A 17,804-nucleotide genomic window follows, 5' to 3' on the forward strand; every position below is an offset into this window, starting at 1 on the left:
TCATACTCCTTTTTTCAATAAAATTTTAGTAGAATGTACAGGTTTAGGCGGAGCTAATTTTTTGAACAAAGTTAGCACTTCTTCAATTTCTTTTACACTTAAGAGTTCGCTTAACACAATACCCCCTGGAAAATCTTTACAAATAAGCACGTTAAACGGAATAGCAGCTCGAGAAAAAGATTTTAATAAAGCAGTAATATCATCCGATCCAGTACTATAATCCGCCCGCATGCACACCATGTTAGGTTTAGCAAGAAGGGATTGAATGGAGGGATGTAAAAAAACTTGTTTATTCAGTATACAGGTTAGACATCCCGTACCTGTAACATCAATAAATACTGTACGTCCTGCTTGTATGGCTTGGCGCATTAACGCAGGGCTCCAGCGAATCCATTGAATTTTTCCATCCTGCATGGAGATACTTTGACGAGATTGACGACTAAAAAATGGGAGTAAAAATAGTCCTATTCCTGCCATACCAGGAAGCGCGAAAAATAATATACTTCTCCATAATAGAGATAAGTGATACGTTAAAAAATAATGCAACAGCGGTACCGAAGCGATTAAAACAAGTAATCCTAAAGCCAAATGCTGTGCAACTGTGGAAAGAGAAGACCCTAGCGGCCATCCTACTAACCAAATAGCGGCTCCTAGGAAAGAAATACCCACGATACGCTCTACCACCACCATCCATGTCCCAGGTTTAGGAAGTAAACGATACACTGGTAATACAAGCCCAACCAAATACGGAAGGGAAAACCCTAAAGCAATAGCCGTATACCCATAAAGGATTTCTTGTATCGTGCCACACAGAAAATACCCCAAAGCAGGCCCTAAAAACGGTGCAGAACAGGGAGTAGCAAGTACCACTGCCAATAGCCCAGAACCCAGAGCCCCCAAAGAAGTACGATACTCTTTTGGGACGAATCGTAACGTCCATCTTGGAATATTAAATTGAAACAGTCCTAAAAGACTGTAAGACGCAATGACCATCACCAAGCAAAGTGCGACCAAAAAGTATGGATTCTGCAAGTGAATTCCCCACCCTACTTCTCTTTGGAATACAAATTTTAATAAGATTGTTATGATCGCCAACAACCAAAAACCCAGAAAAATTCCTAAACTGGTCATTAAAAATGTTCGTCGCAACAAAAAAGGAGATACCTGGGATAATCCTTTAAGTTTTAAGCCCAAAACTGGTAATACACAGGGCATTACATTCAAGATGGCTCCTCCTAAAAACGCAAACAATAGCATTTTCCAGCTTCTTCCACGAAACATATGATTGGAATCTAAGGATAAAGAAAGTGTCTCCTTGACCATTTGGCATACATTTCCACAGCACTGTCCCCGAAATTCAATATTTAATTTTCCACCGTTGCGATCTTTAAGTTGCACGTAAAGCATAGCAAATACGTGATGACGATAAATCTGACCTCTTTGCTTAGCTTCAAACCATGTAATCGTTGCAGGCCATAGCACCTGTACATCGTATATATTTTCAGAATTTTTCCAAAAAATTTCTGGAGGATAGCTTAAAGTATCGCCAATGACTTTGGGGCCCATTAATTTCCACGGGGGTGTAATAAAAATTTTTAAAGGGACTTTTACATAGGTTGCAGTTTCATAAACGACTTCTCCCCACTGCAACTTTACAGGGGATTCTGGAGATGCTCCTAGAATATTTATATTCAAAACGTAAAAAAGTAAAATAGTTAAAAAGGTCCTAATAAACTTTAATTTTCTTCTGTACATTTATATATAAATAAAAAAAGATTTCATATAAGGATGGAGAAATTATATATGAATCATTTCTATTATGCAAATATTTTTCACAAGAATTGAAAGTACTGTCTAAATGTCTTCTTGTATGCGCTTCTTTTCTTATAGCAGACTTTTGGTAATTTTGGGGTAAGCTATGGGTTTTGTAAACAGATTGTGATAAAATCTTTAAGTGAATTTTTGGAGAAGTATTAATTCCATGATATCTTCTATAAAAAATAAAAAAAGTTTATTGCGTACTGCAAATTATTCTGTTTTACGTAATGGATTTGTCAATCTTAATCCTGAAAAAGATGAGCTCCTAACAGAGTTTGGAAAAATAACTATGCAAAATCAATACCTTTACGCGGGTGAGTCGTATCAAGAAATGTTTGAGCGTGTTGCCAGCACCTATGCGGATGATAATGCGCATGGACAGCGTATGTACGAGTATATTTCCTCTCTTTGGTTTATGCCCGCAACTCCTGTACTGGGTAATGCAGGTCTTATTGATTTTCATAAACAAACTCATAAAAAAGCGGCTTCATTACATTTACCTATATCTTGCTACTTAAATGAAGCCCAAGATACTCTGGATTCAGTGGCAGGACTGCTGATGGAAAATATGTTTCTAGGTGCTGGAGGGGGAGGTATCGGAAGTTATTTCGGAAATTTGCGTCCTGCGGGAAAAACTGGGCTTAAAGACGCTGCCGGAATTATTCCTTTTGCAAAAATTATAGAATCTATTACCCAATGTGTTTCTCAAGGACTGAGAAGAGGTGCTGCTGCGGTCTACTTGCCTGTTTCTCATCCAGAAATTATAGATTTTATCCAATTTCGGCGTCCTTCTGGAGGAGATCCACAACGTAAAATTCTTCATTTAAATCACGGTGTACTGCTTTCAGATGCCTTTATGAAGGCAGTCCAGTATGGAAAACCCTGGGATCTTATCAACCCCCAAACTCAAACTGTTGTAGAGACTCTAGATGCACGGGAAATATGGGTTCAGTTACTGACCGTTCGTCTAGAAACGGGTGAACCTTATCTGATCTTTATTGATCACGTGAATGCGTCTATTCCTGAGTACCAGAAAGAGTTAGGTTTGGAGATTAAGACGTCTAATTTATGTACTGAGATTTTTTTACCTACCGGTTTGGATCAGTATGGCGTGAATCGCACAGCAGTATGTTGTTTGGGATCTTTAAATTTAACTAAGTTTTTGGATTGGCAAAAACACGCCACTTTTATTGAAGATTGCCTACGGTTTTTAGATAATGTATTAGAAGATTTTATTCGTAACGCACCGTCTTCCTTTGCCCATGCTGTGTACGGTGTAGAGCGGGGGAGAGCAGTGGGGCTTGGTGTTATGGGATGGCACTCTTTTCTTCAGTCTCTTGGAATCCCCATGCACGGATTATTGGCGCGCACATGGAATAAACATATTTTTTCTCATATTCATAACGCTTCCAAAGCAGCTTCTAGAGTTTTGGCTCAAGAGCGGGGACCTTGCAAAGATGCTAAGGAAAAGAATGTTATGGAGCGATTTTCTTATACCAGGGCTGTGGCGCCTACGGCTTCCATTTCTATTTTATGTGGGGGAACATCTCCAGGTATTGAACCTGTTGTAGCCAATGCTTATACCCATAAAACAATGAGTGGTTCGTTTTTTATTAAAAATCCATACTTGAGGGAACTACTCAGAGCAAAGGGAGAAGATAAAAAAGAAATATGGGATTCTATTTTAGAAAATGACGGGTCTGTACAACATTTAGATATTTTATCCGAAGAAGAAAAAGCTGTATTTTTAACCGCTTATGAAATTGATCCCAAGGATCTTATTCAACTTGCGGGAGACCGTACTCCCTATATTGATCAAGGGCAGTCTCTTAATTTATTTTTGGCTCCAGATATATCAAAAGAGGAGTTACACAATGCCCACTGGAGTGCTTGGAAGCAAGGAGTAAAAAGCTTGTATTATTTACGTTCCAGAGCTTTACGTTCTGGAGAAACGCACCATGACGCAAAACAAGCACACCAAAGTTTTTTATCAATGTTACCTCAAAATCATTCAGAAAATGGAATGTTGCGTTTAGAATACGAGGAGTGCTTGGTATGTCAATAACAGGAGTACGAAAAGTGAGTATTCAAAAAAATCATTCAATAAAGTCCAGCTGGATTTCAGAGCGTTCTACGATTGAAGACAGTCAGTCATTTTTGTTTCGAGAAAATCCAGTATATAAACCGTTTCGATATGGGTTTGCCTACGAAATCTGGGAAACGCAGCAGCGTATGCACTGGCTTCCAGAAGAGGTTTCGATTTATAATGACGTGCGGGATTGGAAGTTAGTACTTACCGACCAAGAGAGGAACTTATTAACTCACATTTTTCGATTCTTTACTCAATCTGATATTGAAGTTGGGGGGTGTTATACTGGGTACTATCTTCGCATTTTTCAGCCCACTGAAGTGAAAATGATGTTGGTTTCTTTTGCCAATATGGAAACGGTACATATTGCTGCTTATGCTTACCTTTTGGATAGTTTGGGAATACCAGAAGTGGAATACGAAGCATTTTTACAATATAAAGAAATGAAAGATAAGTGGGATTACATGAAGCGCTTTAAAAACAAATTTACGCTTCGAGATTTGATCGTTACATTGGTGGTGTATGCTGCGTTCGTAGAAGGGCTTCAACTATTTGCGTCATTTTCTATGTTATTGAATTTTCCAAGATTTAATAAAATGAAAGGAATGGGACAAATTGTAACTTGGTCTATCCGTGATGAAACATTGCACGTACATTCTTTGCTTAAGCTATTTTATACTATTTTACAAGAACACCCAGGAGTTTGGACAGAGGCTATGAAGGCGGAGGTGGAGTTTATTGGAAAAACTATTGTTTCTCATGAGGAAGCTTTTATTGATCTTGCCTTTGAGCAGGGGCCCATTGAAGGGTTAACTCCAGAAATGGTGAAGGGATATATCCATTATATTGCGGACAGGAGATTTGAGCAGTTGTTTATGAAGCCTGTGTATCATGTAACAAAAAACCCGTTGGAGTGGATTGATCCTTTGCTTAGCGGCATTGAGTACACAAATTTTTTTGAAAATCGCGCTACAGAATATACAAAAAGTGCTACCCAGGGATCCTGGGATGACACATTTGCAAAGTTAGATCGAGAAAACGCTAAAAATTTATCTTTCGGGTAAATACACGTTCAGAAAGGTTATAAAGAGTGAATTTTTTCACTTTTCTTTATTACACCTTTCTGATTATAGAATAAACAAATAAGAGTCATTTTTGCTAAGAGTTGTTTTAAATCTTAGGTAGGGCGTGGGTTTTTGATGGTCTGACTTATGAAATAAATCTAGATCTATTGATTGTGTATCTAAAGTGTGTTCCTAAATCAATTCAGCACCTATACTCTTGCGACCTAAGTGAAAAGCAGGAGTGACGCTAGTAAGAATAGTTATTGATGACACAGTTTAGAAAAAATTAGAGTGGCTTTTATCCCTGTTCACAGCAAAGAGGCGTGAACCTAAAGACACTCGTCGCTTCATAGAAGCAGTTTTCTGGGGAGTTCCCACAGCGTTACTTTGGCATGCTTTAACAGAATATGGGATTTTAAGTTATGCCAAGGTTTTTTATAGCGGCCGAGAATCTTTTTTTTCATAAAAGCTAGGATGTTTGGCTTATTTTTTGTGCTTGTTTCGGTCTTACATCAAATAGCCTCAAAAAAGTTATTCCTATAGGAATTTACTTTTTAGGGTATTGCCATAGTTTCGTCACTTTTTTACCTAACGTTCAACTTTTCATCTTAAAATTTGATCCTTACGCAGAACGTCTAAGATTTGGACTCTTGAGATATAAAAAAGTATTCTACAAAATTTTTATCCTCATAGCTTCAATAATAGAGAAAAATTGTCAAAATTATATTTGAGAGTTCCAATGTATAGCAGCGACCAGGCTTATTATGACCTAAAAAGAACACGTAATGTAACTCTTTTTACCACCACTTTTTTAGTATTACGCTAAAATATAGCCCACTCACGATAGAATGGTTATAATAGAAGATATTTAAAGATATCGTATTCATTGGATCTTCGTCGTAAGGGTTTAGACATTAAGAAGAAAGAAGGGGTGAGCTATAAGGAATCAGGTAGACGTTTTGGAATAGGTCAGCAGACTATAGAGGGAGTACGCGTTTAGAAGCGAACTTAGTTCGCTCTAAGCCAGCCAGAACAATGGATATAGACTCTTTAGAACATGATATCACACGATATATCCTAAGACTATCAGCTAGAGCGAGCGGAGCGCTTTGAAGTTAGCGCTGTTGGCATTTTGAAAGCCCTAAGACGTCTTGGTGTTCGCCATAAAAAAACCTTAAATCATCCAAAGGTGGATCCAGAAAAAAGATCTGTATTGTGCCAAAAGCGTGATGAATTAAAAAAAGTTGATGAACGTGGAGTTTCCTATGATATGCTAAGAAGGCACGGGTATTTTATAAAAGGGTAGCGTTGTCACGGAAAACAAGATTGGGGTGCAAAAAGTAGAAGAAATGTTTATAGGCGCTTTAATAGACTCTACTTTAGGGGTAGAGATATTGACTTGTTGGGTAGAGGAAATGGTACTCACCAATATCTCAGAAAACCCTGATATTGTCATGGATAAGGATGCTGATCGTACTTTACTTGACCTACCTTCTTATTCTTCTGAACTTAATCCCATTGAGAAATAATGGACTTATGCTAAACAGATATGACGTTCTACACATTGTTCAACTGACACGCTATTCTCTACAATTATTTTATAGTTATTTGGCTATATATAAGATTTTAAGGGGCTATATTGTTGATTTTTTCTTGATATTTATTTCCCTTTTCTTCATAAGATTTTCCTTAGGTAGAAGTTTTTTATCGCTAAAGTTTAACTTTTTAAGCCTTCTATAAACAAAAGCGATGCTTGTGTTAGATAACCTAGTCATTTCTGCTTATGACTTTTCTCACCATAATTATTTTTGCGCTTGTCTTTTAATCATTACCTAAGTTTATGTATTCTATGACGCTTTCCTTTAAGTCTGGACTCTATTGTATTTTTATTGTCTTCTGACAATGATGAAAAATATAATCCTATTTTCAAGCTAAATTACTATAGTGAATAACCAATCTATAGAACCAATAGAGTTTAACGGATCTTTCAATGTTAATCTTTTTAATCATTGGAGAGAACAGTTTTGAATCAATGTGCTAAAACCCAGCCCAATTATCGCTCACTGTTCATTAGATCTATCAGAAAAGATAAGAGTGCTTATCGAATCTGTTGCCTCAAAGATAGTATTTTTACTCTCTTATTCATACTGAGCTACTACCAAACCATGCATTAGAAAAAGTTGCGCGATATCAAGGTTTATATCAAACAATCAGTGCGTTTTTTAATATATTATTCTTCAATTCCTTCTGCTATACCACCTTCATGTACCTAATTCAAGGAGATTGGATATAGGAGCTATGTATTGAATGCACTTGAGTTTGTTAGAAGACTGCTATTTTTAATGCTTCATTTGTTTGAGACCATAAGTATTAGGTGTTTTTTTTGAAAAAATGTCCAGTGAATATAATCGTTTTTACCTAGAACAACTAAAGTAGATTATTCTTCTCCTAGAGATCTGTGTGAAAGGAAAAGAAAGGAAATAATAATAGAGATGCTCTCCCGTAATCAGTGAAAAGGTATTAATTCAGACATAATTTATTTAAGAAAAAGGTGCCCATCACTTTTTGTGTGAACGTTCAAAACCTTTTACTATCATCACTATCGTGATCAAGGTAAAAGCAAGGGGAAGCCAAAAATTTTTTTCTCCTCTTTTTGTATTACTCCCTTTTGGAAGACCATAGCTTTTAATAACGCGTGCTCTTTGTATCTATTCCATCTTCTAAATAAACCTTGGACAGCAAGTATTGACTACCCAACTACATCAATAATCCAGTGCACCCTCACCGATATGGATTAGCTATTCCAGATCTTGGGGGTATAAATCTGATCTACACCAAAATGTATGACGTTTTCCACAAAAAGCTGGTAGGTATTGCTTACCTAAAAGAAAAAATCCTGTGGTTCTTTCAACATACATCCTCAATGTCGACTCCATAAATTAAAAAATTAATTAGAGGAAGTGATCAGTAGATCTACTTAGAAGTATTCAAAAAATTTGGAAACTTCTGAATACAAAAAGACTGAGGCTGTAGAACCTTTTTAAAAGTTGGCCTACAGGAGTTTTTAAACTGTAAATTACGTACCAAATTCTGTACTTCCAATAACAAAAGGTCTAGGATCCATGTAATTGTCGAAATAAGCATTAAAATCATACAGCTCTTTTTCTTGTTGTGCTTCTTTAGATAAAGGCTCCTCTTCATAAGTTTCATTGTCTGGAGGGGGGCTATTAGTTTCAGAGTTTGACTCTAAAGGAAGTGGAGCGGCTAAATTATTGGGTGTAGATACAGAATTTTCTGGGGGGAGTATGTTTTCTGCTAAGACCGAAGATCCAAAAATAGTTATAACATATAAAAGTTTTTGTAAGGGGTGAAATGCACACATATATGTAAAATCATAAAAATATTCAGACTCAGTGTACAATTTTTTTTAGAAAAAAAATATAAATTTTTTCTTATAAAGGGAGAAATTTAATTTTCTGAAAAAGTAAACCAGTCTACATATATCCCTTCAAATTGAAGGAACTGCGACGATATACTAAAAGTTATTGTTAACACGCGCAGTCATATCCCTAGTAATCGTTTGACAAGTTCTCTTAAAAAAGTGCATAATTTTCCTTTTAAAAATTATCGTCAGAGGTAAAGAATCGATTATGGTGCACCTGTTCGTTCATGCTCTTCCACCCGAGTAATAGAGTTTTTGTTGAGGCGGTAAGGTGGAAAAATAATGCAGCTGAACGCTTCTCTCAAAAGCGGCTTTTTAATTTCGATACTTATGTTGTAAGGTCCGCGATCGAGAATCATGTGTATTTTATAAGCTTTTGGGTAGAGTACTTGAATATAGTAAAGTAAGTTGAAGTTTGAGTATTAAAGAAATGAAACAAGGCATCGTACACTCTATTACATTGAATAATTTTATCCTTGATCCATCGTTACATTATTGGATTTAAATCGTTAGAATATGGTGGGAGAAAAAATTTTACCTCTAATAGATTCAATTCATGCCTTCGGCTTTTAAAGTTTATAAAAAACTAACTATAGAATGGTTTCAGTAGAAGAAAAGAGAAGACATTTAAAGCTGTCGTATGCATTAAATTTTCGTCGTAAGGGGTGAGGCATTAAAAAGAAAGAAGGGGTACTATGAGCACTCTGGTAGACGTTTTAGAATAGGTCAGAAGGCAGTGTATAGATGGAGGACGTGTTTGGAACCGAAATTCGTTCGCTATAAGCCAGCCAGTACAATTGACATGAACTCTTTAGAATACGATATCATGATATATTCTGATGCCTTATCAACCAGAGTGAGCGGAGCGCTTTGGGGTTAGGGCTATTGGCATTTTGAAAGCCCTGAGACGTTTTGGTGTTCGTGATAAAAAAACCTTAAATTATCCAAAGGTTGATCCAGAAAAAAGATCTGTATTGTAGTAAAAGCGTGATGAATTAAAAAACAAAGTTGATGAACGTGGAGTTGCCCATGATATGCCAAGAACGCACGAGTATTCTATAAAAGAGTAGCGTTGTTACGGAAAACAAGATTTATAGGGGCTTTAATAGGCTTTACTTTAGGAGCAAAGATATTGACTTGTTGGGGTTGGGTAAAGGAAATAGTACTCCCTAATATCCCAGAAAACCCTGATATTGTCATGCATAAGGATGCTGGTCATACTTGACTTGACCTCCTTCTTTATTCTTCTGAGCGTAATCCCATTAAGAAACAATGGGATTACGCTCAACAGATACGACGTTCTACACATTGTTCAATTGACGCGCTATTCTCTATAATCATTTTATAGTTATTTTACTATATATCTTTCTTTGTTCTAAAATTTTTTTAAATATGTGTATTGGTTAAGCTTGGCGTAGAATTCAATGCTATATTGGGAGGATAGGGAATCTTAATATTTGCCTCATCAAACAGCTCTTTTAACACCCGATTAAATTGTCGACGTACTTGATCTTGACAATTTGGCGTGGTGCGAATTTTAGCTAATAGTACTACAGAATAGGGTGTTACTTCATTTACCCCTCTAAATTCTAAATTTCCCAAAACATAACGCTTTACGGGGGAGTTTTTTTTCAATATATAAAAAGCTTTTTCAATTAATTTTTGTACTTTGTCCAGATCCTCATGGTAGGCCACAGAAATATTCATAAGGACTGCAGAAAAGTGCTTATTACGGTTTCCAATAACAATAATATTACCAAAGGGAATGGTCATGAGAGTTCCGTTTTCACTTCGAATTTTTACTGTTCTTACCGCAATAGCCTCAACTTTCCCTGTGCGACCATCAATATCTACTTCGTCTCCCACCATAAGGTTATTTTCAAAAATTATAAAAAATCCCGTAATAAAATCCCGAACAATATTTTGTAACCCAAACGTTAATCCAAATCCTGCAACCCCCACACTGGCAGCCCATTCTTTAAGTTGTACACCAAAAATGTGAGAAATCATAAAAATTAATGCAGGTCCCCCCACCAATACGTTCACAATCGTTCGGATAATAGCCATCATTGTTTTAAGCCGCGTAAATAAAAAATTATTTTCTGAGGACTGAACGCTATATCGGTCCTCAACATAATACCTCAAAACTTTATTAATGATTTTAATCAGCAGAAACGATGCTACTCCCACTAAGGCTGCATTAAAACCACGGGTCACCCAAGGACTAATAAAAATCGGAGACAACCAATAAACTACGCTAAATATCGCATTATTTTGGATTTCTTGAAATACTTCTCCCCATAGTGTCAGTAGGCCGATATAAACCAGAGCCTTTGTAACAGTTAAAACACTTTTTCGGTATTGATATAATAAAGGAAAAATAAAAGATTGATATTTTCTTTTCCAAAGAAATTCTAAAAATAATCGATAAATTTTAAATTGCACTGTGTTTATGCTCAATAATACCCCAACCGTTACCAAGGTAGGAATAAAAAATGCCATAAAAATTCCAGGGAAAAACAACCAAAGGGTTAGGAATAAACCTACGCCCCACTGGGATAAACTCAACAACAAAATTAGACGATTTCTCTGAGCGGAAATTTTTATCTCAGATAAAATCATATATTTAAATTTCTTTAGTGCATTCCACAAACCTAAGCTAAAAATAATCGCAAAACTTTGAGTAAATGTAGAAAATACCAAGGAATCCGCCTGGGTTAATGTTAAAATTTCTTTAAGTATCTTAGATGCGAAATGAATTAAAAAAATTCTTTGAAACGCATGGAGTGCTACTTGCACTCCTGGAGTGGTGAACTGTACCCGGATGACCGAAGTAAAATAAGTGGCCACACTATAATATCCTACCATTAACGTGTACGTATACAACGGTAAGTAAGCCAAAAATTCAGTACACGCCGAGGGAAGAAACCAGCGCTTAAAAAACCATATGCGCCCAAGTCCTGCGTAGACTAGGAAAGGAATTCCAAGAAAAATAATACTTCTGAATCCCGTTCCTCCAGAAATTCTATGGATCTCTGTATAAAAATTTCGGTACAACAAAATGTTGCTCAATCCGCTTACAATAAAAATTCCCAGCATCCATAGTACTACCCCAAAAGATTTAGGACTAAATCCTGGGGCAAAAACCAACCGAAATAAATGTTCAAATCCGAAAAAAAAATTATGTAATACACGTTTCAACTGAAAAGAAAAAAATTCTAAATGAGTGAGTAGAGGAGAGCTTTTGTCAACTTTTTGTTCCTCTTGAACGCTTGGAAGTGGCACATCGTAGCTTTGAAGACGCTTCAAGATACGGTCTAACTGTTCTTGATTTTTTTTAAGATGCTGCTTTGCTTCTTTTACTTCCTTTAAAAATTTCTGCATTTCTTTGGGAGTATTTTTAGCGCGCGTTCTAGAGGAGGACTCTGAAGAAACACTGGATTCTTGAGGGGGGGCCAAAAGTGAAGCACTTCCCCCAAGCCCGAGGCCTAGAAGAATGTGAAGAAGCCTGTACCTAAAAACTTTGTACAACATTTTACTTATCTTTTTTGAAGCAGTGCTTCTTACTTTTCCCTTGATAGAATAATTTTTTTTAAGAAAGGTTTCAAGGTTTGTGCTTAATACTTTCCTAGGAAAAGGAGCTTACATCCAATAAAAAATTATACTGTCTAAAGAAGAAGTTATAAAAGTATACTTAGAATTTTACGGATCTTAACTTGTTCCCCAAATAATAATTTTCAGAAAATGAAGCAACAATAGAGTATAAATTTAAAGTAAATTTTAATAGAATACATAAAATTAATTAATGATCAAAAAAAAGCGAAAAAATAGTTATGGTGAGTAAAAGTCACGAGGAGAAATCGCTAGGCTATTTAATGCAAGTATTGCTTCTGTCTATAAAAAACTTAAAAAGTTAGGCTTTAGCGATAAAAAAGCTTTTACTGATATGGATTCTTGATCAAGAAACAATCAAACGATATAGCGTATGCAAATCTTGTATGTATTGACGAAGGTGGTATAGAGAGGACTATTTGCAAAAACAGAGGTTGGTGAAAAAATCGAGAAACTGATTAGTAACAAGGGTGGTATATATTACAAAATAATCCATAATATATACTTAACTCACTATAGAACAGTTATAATAAAAAAAAGATATTTAAATTTTTCGTATTCATAGGATTTTCGTTGTGAGAGTGTATGCATTCAGAAGAAATAAGGGGTGAGCTATGAGAAATCGGGTAGACGTTTTCGAATGGGTAATCAGACTATAAAGGGAGTAGGCGTTTAGAACCGAAATTCGTTCGCTATAAGCCAGCCAGTACAATTGACATGGACTGTTTAGAACACGATATCCACTGATGCTGATTAGCCAGATCGAGCGGAGCGCTGTGGGGTTAGGGATGTTGGCGTTTTGAAAACGTGATGAATTAAAAAGCAAAATTGATGAACTTGGACTTACTCATGATATGTCAAGAACTCACGAATATTCTCTAAAAGGAAAGCATTATTACAGAAAACAGAATTAGAGTGGGAATGGTAGAACAAATGCTATAAGCGCTTTAATTGGCCCCACTTGACTGTAGATTGCTTACGGGTTCTGTAGAGGTATTGATGTGTTGGGTAGAGGAAATGTTCTTACTCAATATCCTAGACAAAAGCGGCAGCGCCATTAAAGGTAACGCTATGCAAAAAATTATTAGGGATGCTGGTCATATTTTACTTTACCTCCTTCTTTATTCTCCTGACCTTAATCCTATTGAGCACAAATGGGCTCACGCTAAACAGATAAGATGTTTTAGAAATTGTTTAATTGACGTGCTATTCTCGATAACCGTTCTATAGTTAGTTTTCTGTCAATATCGACACCATCTAATCTCTTTTTCCCAGTCTTTCCATTGGAATTTTATATCCTTGTGACTTAAGAAAATACAAACGAATCTATTTTTATAAAAAGTGAAACAATGTGTGATGCGTTATAAAGACACGTTTTCATTCCAATTTTTGTACATTTTATTCCCCCCTCTAATTCTTGCACAATACTAAAGTTGAACAAAAGTACACAGAAACTTACAGTAGAAAAAAATCCTCCTATACTTACGGTTAAAGCCAAAAAGAGAAAATTTCTTTAAAATAAGCTTTAAACGAATGCTTTACCTAATCTTAGGCCTGTTTACACATTAAAAACAAAAAGTCTTTAGATTTTAGTCATTTTTCGTGACCTGATGCACAAGATAACTTTCTAAAAAACTTTGAATTTGTCCATCTAGTACCGCCTTAGTATCGGATGTTTCCTCACCAGTTCTTAAGTCTTTAACCATTTGATAGGGGTGTAGCACATAAGATCGAATTTGTTGTCCCCAACTAATGCCTTTCTTTTCAGGCTGTAGTGCCGCTGCATGCTCTGCTTTTTCTTTTTTTTCCAAAGCAAAAAGTTTTGAAGTCAACATTTTTAGCGCAGTAGCCTTATTTCGATGTTGAGAACGATCACTTTGACATTGAACGACAATCCCCGTAGGCACGTGTGTGATACGCACTGCACTGTCTGTCTTATTTACGTGCTGTCCTCCGGCTCCAGAAGCCCGGTAAGTATCAATACGCAAATCTTTTTCGTCAATAACCGATTCCTCTAACTTTTCCAGAACAGGAGTAACAAGTACGGAAGCAAAACTGGTATGCCGTCTTTTTGCAGTATCAAAAGGTGACAATCGTACTAAACGATGTACGCCACTTTCCCCCTTTAGCCAACCATAGGGAAAATCACCGTCTGAGATAGCCAGAGTTACAGACTTAATACCCGCTTCTTCTCCCATAGTTTCGTCCACAATTTCTAGCTTGTACCCAATCGCTTCACACCAACGGGTATACATTCTTAACAAAATTGCTACCCAGTCTTGGGCTTCAGTTCCTCCAGCCCCTGCTTGTAGCGATAGAAAGCAAGAGTGTCTATCTATTTCATCGGTAAAAAATTCTTCCATTCGCAAAGATTTAATCTCTTTCTCTAAGGCAATCACATTATGGTAATGTTCCTGAACAAATTCCATATCTTGGGTCTCTTGAATATACTGAACCCAAACATTAATATCAGAAATTTCTTGGTCAATATGCTGAATAAGACTTTGCTTGCGTAGCAAAACTTCTTGCAATTTCAGTAAAGGAATTGAAGCTTGAGGAGAGTTCCAAGTTTCTGGCGCTTTTAACTGCTCTTCAAGATCTTGAAGTTTTTTTTGGATAGACGTTTTGTCAAAGAAACCTCCATAAAATTTTTTGTTCTTTTTCTATATTATGTAAAACTTCAATAATACGCTCTAACATAAAAACACTTTTTTTCTATTATGTCCAGACACGTAGTGTATAAAAAAAAATCTAAATCTACAAGCATTCAATTCTTCCACACTGAGCACACATTGTTTCAATGTTCATAAAAATAGATTCGATTGCCTATAAATATTATTGTGCAATCAACCGATTCGATGAGCACTCTTATTTTTTGTGATTTATGGAATGAAGCATGATCTATAGTTTGGCCGGGTTTTAGCGCTTTGATTTAAAAAGAGCTGTATTATAAAATCCGTTAGGGGTGCTCTGGATTGATTATTCGCTAAGTCAGCTATCTTATGGTTTTTTTGTAATATTGACCACGCTTTTTACCTAGGAGTTTTTCGCTTTTTTTCCTAACCTTTATTCTTTGTAGGTGGTTCGTTCAATCCAATTTTTATCAAAATATCGAAGTATTACAGGAGATATTTCTTGTATTACTTCTACATAATTATCTCGTTTTTTTACTCTGTTTCCCCAGAGAAAAAAGTTTTTTTATCGTTCAATTCTAAAGAGTGTAGTCACAAAATTTTAAGCCAGAGCGCAAGACATCTGATGTGAACCTCAGCCAGGAATAAGGATGCTTTTTTGGCATAGCGTGTGCTAATGCTGCGCCATTGTTTGAGATGAAGTGAGGCATTTTCAATCAAATAACGTAGTTTATAAAGGCTTTTTGTCGTAATTTCGTTGAATTCTGCATTTTTTTGCGTTGAAATCACGAAAATCACACCATTTTAGCCCCTTGATTCACGATATCGTGGTGATCATAGACTACTTCAGCCAAAAAGTGCTAATTAGGCAGAAAATTACCCCACGAATCGTCTGTTCTCAAAATCCAAAAAATCATTGATTAAATTACCGGTTGTCTCTTGGCAAGGCCCACCCCAAAGCCCCTCTCGACCTAGAAAATAGGGTTTAAAAAGTCTCCAAACATGATCCGAAATATCATAGAGACCATGAGCTTTTTCAGGGAATGTTTGCATATCACTCTATCTCAACACAATTTATCTCGTGACTACAATCGCCAGAATTTAGCAACAAAAAAACCTTTTCCTCTGGGGAAGCAGAGCAAGAAAAGCGAGATGGATACCTAAAAATCATAAAACATATAACAATTTTCAAAGATAGGGGATTGGTTAAAAAAGCGAAAAGCGCGTAAGTAAACTAAAGCTTCCTTAGCGAATAACGAATCCATAAAACCCATAATATTTACTGAGTCTTGCGCTATGAAGCGTTTCAATTATTGGGCAAAACATTGTTTAACCCAGGCGCTAAAGCTCGGACGAGGAGGCATTTTGGATCATACCTCATTTTCTTATAAAACAAAAGAATCGATAGAATCGCTGTACTGCGGGCCCGTATTCCCCTGTCCTAAACACCATTGAGAAATTCTGGGCTATTATGAAACGATGAAATAACCGCACTATTACTCAATGTACTCAATGTACTCAATGATATAAAGCCTTACTTCAATTCTTTAAAATCTTATCTTTAGGCTAAATTACTATAGTGAACTCAACACCAATATTTTTCAATCTAGTCTTCTTATGATCTGTGAGAAAGAATTCTATTTTTGAATAGTTTAGTTTCTGTTTACATCCTAAACATTTTCTAGCATTGTATTTTCCTTCTGTCTTATATTGATTATGCCCCCACCTTACTGTCTTTCTGTGTACCTCAAACACTTTTGACATTTTGTTTTTTTTAGGGAATGGATTACTTTTTTTTTAAAATCATTGTATCTATGCGCTTGTAGACATTTTTTTTCGTCCTACCATAGTTGTGTTTCCGGGATAATATCTTATGACTAGATCGTCTAATTTTCATCTCTGAAACGACATAATTTTTTTGCAACAGCAGAGTCTTCAAGGAGGGGGGTCTGAGGTGTACATATATTGTCCTTTTTGAAAAGATTTTCAGAAGATAAATCATCCTGTTGATTGTTTATCATGAACCGATCAAGTTCTTCTTGAGGGGTTCCATTTTTTAAGCGCTGTATTTTAGGCAACAAATTTTCTATATTTTTACGACTAGGAACAATACTTAATTTTTCCGGCTTATTTAAAGTTTGAATAAACTCTAGATCCATCAAAGAATGCAGGGTTTGATTGAAAGTGTTAGCAGTAGACTCGTTTTTATTGCTTGTTCCTAAAGGCTGCAGTTCTGTAGCGAATTTAGAAAATTTTTCAAGTAAGTTTTCTTTAAAGTCTAAGGTATTAAAAGTAACACCTTTTTTGTTCTGTGCTCGTCGAGCATCTACTTTTTCTTTATTTTCGCTTAGTCTTTGAACATTTGCTTGAAAAAATTCCTTTCGTCGTTTTTGCTTTTCATCTGTTCCATATGTTCTGAGTAACAGGGATGCATTTTTCTGGATTTTTTTTATTCTTGTCTTAGTGACCAACTCTTTTTGTTTTTGAGCACTCACTGTCTGTTTCTTCTCTTCTTGGTCGTTAGCCTTCATTTGAATAAATTGTTCTTGTCGTTGTTGCTTTTCATCGGTTCTCTCCTTTTTAAGTTTTTCAGAAAGTTCTTTCTGTGTTTTGTTTGTGTGTGCTTTAATTAATAATTCTTGTTGTTTTTGAGCGCGAAATTTATACTTCTTTATTTTCAGCTCCTCGGAAATTGCTTGAGTAATTTCTTTTTTGAATTTTTTTTCCTGTTCTTTAATTTTAGCGCGTTCTTTTTTAAGTTTTTCTGTTGTTTCAGCTTTTAAGAGTGCAAGGTTCTTTCTTCGTTGTCTTTCATCAGCCACTTTTTTCTTGAGTCTTGCTAATTCTTCAGCATCCCTTTGCGAATGATCAATTTTTAGATGGTCAACTTTTTTTATCCTTCCAGTTAAAATTCTTTTTTTATACCTAACCTTACTCTTATTAGAAGGTTTGGAATTTCGAACGAAACCTTGAAGAACTGGAGGCTCGAGCAGTAAAAATAAAGACTGCGCTTGAGCATTCTTTTGAGCGGGAACAAGCGGAGCATGGAGACTAGGCTTGTCTAAAGGCTTATTCGCTCTGCCTAAATCGATATCTGAAGCATCTTGAAAATCCTGCGCAAGCTGAGGGGCGGGAGCTGGAAGATG

General features: G+C 36.0%; 12 protein-coding genes and 1 pseudogene. 6 read left to right on the top strand and 7 right to left on the bottom strand.

The genetic code is table 11. From position 1 onward, the window contains the following. Entirely contained in the window at positions 1-1,695 is a 1,695-nt protein-coding gene (locus HCUR_RS02805) for a protein-disulfide reductase DsbD family protein (protein ID WP_165780675.1), read from the bottom strand. A gap of 286 nt (positions 1,696-1,981) precedes the next feature. On the opposite strand from HCUR_RS02805, the gene HCUR_RS02810 reads away from it, so the two are divergent. The 4 genes from HCUR_RS02810 (at position 1,982) to HCUR_RS02820 (ending at position 6,500) form a co-directional block, all read left to right on the top strand. Further along, positions 1,982-3,883 (top strand): ribonucleoside-diphosphate reductase subunit alpha, encoded by a 1,902-nt coding sequence (locus tag HCUR_RS02810; RefSeq protein WP_104206646.1) that lies wholly within the window; start codon positions 1,982-1,984, stop codon positions 3,881-3,883. Next, on the top strand, positions 3,874-4,971 hold the full coding sequence (locus HCUR_RS02815) for a ribonucleotide-diphosphate reductase subunit beta (RefSeq protein ID WP_104206647.1): 1,098 nt from the start codon (positions 3,874-3,876) through the stop codon (positions 4,969-4,971). The genes HCUR_RS02810 and HCUR_RS02815 overlap by 10 nt, the downstream gene beginning before the upstream one ends. Positions 4,972-6,103: 1,132 nt before the next feature. Beyond that, complete coding sequence (locus tag HCUR_RS08375) at positions 6,104-6,277, top strand: hypothetical protein (RefSeq protein WP_165780676.1); 174 nt, start codon at positions 6,104-6,106, stop codon at positions 6,275-6,277. A gap of 25 nt (positions 6,278-6,302) precedes the next feature. Further along, positions 6,303-6,500 (top strand): hypothetical protein, encoded by a 198-nt coding sequence (locus HCUR_RS02820; RefSeq protein WP_104206648.1) that lies wholly within the window; start codon positions 6,303-6,305, stop codon positions 6,498-6,500. 1,547 nt (positions 6,501-8,047) lie between these two features. Here HCUR_RS02820 and HCUR_RS02825 read toward each other — a convergent pair. Continuing rightward, entirely contained in the window at positions 8,048-8,392 is a 345-nt protein-coding gene (locus HCUR_RS02825; protein WP_104206649.1) for a hypothetical protein, read from the bottom strand. Between the two features lie 1,093 nt (positions 8,393-9,485). On the opposite strand from HCUR_RS02825, the gene HCUR_RS08380 reads away from it, so the two are divergent. After that, positions 9,486-9,638: a hypothetical protein gene (locus HCUR_RS08380; RefSeq protein ID WP_165780677.1), complete on the top strand. Its 153-nt coding sequence runs from the start codon at positions 9,486-9,488 to the stop codon at positions 9,636-9,638. A gap of 161 nt (positions 9,639-9,799) precedes the next feature. On the opposite strand, the gene HCUR_RS02830 is transcribed toward HCUR_RS08380, so the two are convergent. Continuing rightward, complete coding sequence (locus HCUR_RS02830; RefSeq protein WP_104206650.1) at positions 9,800-11,947, bottom strand: mechanosensitive ion channel family protein; 2,148 nt, start codon at positions 11,945-11,947, stop codon at positions 9,800-9,802. A 1,029-nt stretch (positions 11,948-12,976) separates the two neighbouring features. Here HCUR_RS02830 and HCUR_RS02835 point away from each other — a divergent pair. Continuing rightward, positions 12,977-13,255 (top strand): hypothetical protein, encoded by a 279-nt coding sequence (locus HCUR_RS02835; RefSeq protein WP_104206651.1) that lies wholly within the window; start codon positions 12,977-12,979, stop codon positions 13,253-13,255. Between the two features lie 359 nt (positions 13,256-13,614). Here HCUR_RS02835 and prfB read toward each other — a convergent pair. From prfB to HCUR_RS02860, 4 genes and pseudogenes are all read right to left on the bottom strand, one after another. After that, positions 13,615-14,725, bottom strand: a protein-coding gene (prfB, locus tag HCUR_RS02845; protein WP_423751888.1) for a peptide chain release factor 2 whose coding sequence is annotated in 2 segments (ribosomal slippage) — positions 13,615-14,655 and positions 14,657-14,725 — 1,110 coding nt in all. Because the reading frame shifts where the segments join, the coding sequence is not laid out codon by codon here. 127 nt (positions 14,726-14,852) lie between these two features. Then, positions 14,853-14,948, bottom strand: a pseudogene (locus HCUR_RS09545) (IS630 family transposase); the annotation flags it as partial. 586 nt (positions 14,949-15,534) lie between these two features. Then, positions 15,535-15,711 carry a hypothetical protein gene (locus HCUR_RS08385; RefSeq protein ID WP_165780678.1) on the bottom strand — a complete coding sequence of 59 codons (177 nt, stop codon included), beginning with the start codon at positions 15,709-15,711 and terminating at the stop codon, positions 15,535-15,537. A gap of 833 nt (positions 15,712-16,544) precedes the next feature. Beyond that, positions 16,545-17,804 (bottom strand): hypothetical protein (locus HCUR_RS02860; RefSeq protein ID WP_165780679.1); only part of this gene is annotated, 1,260 nt, incomplete at its 5' end.

The sequence above is a fragment of the Holospora curviuscula genome (genome assembly GCF_002930195.1).
Taxonomy (GTDB): domain Bacteria; phylum Pseudomonadota; class Alphaproteobacteria; order Holosporales; family Holosporaceae; genus Holospora; species Holospora curviuscula.

Excerpts from the sequence above, each read along its gene's own strand:
- HCUR_RS02810 (WP_104206646.1), top strand. The coding sequence starts at position 1,982 with ATGATATCTTCTATAAAAAATAAAAAAAGTTTATTGCGTACTGCAAAT.
- HCUR_RS02815 (WP_104206647.1), top strand. The coding sequence starts at position 3,874 with ATGTCAATAACAGGAGTACGAAAAGTGAGTATTCAAAAAAATCATTCA.
- HCUR_RS02830 (WP_104206650.1), bottom strand. The coding sequence starts at position 11,947 with ATGTTGTACAAAGTTTTTAGGTACAGGCTTCTTCACATTCTTCTAGGC.
- HCUR_RS08385 (WP_165780678.1), bottom strand. The coding sequence starts at position 15,711 with ATGCAAACATTCCCTGAAAAAGCTCATGGTCTCTATGATATTTCGGAT.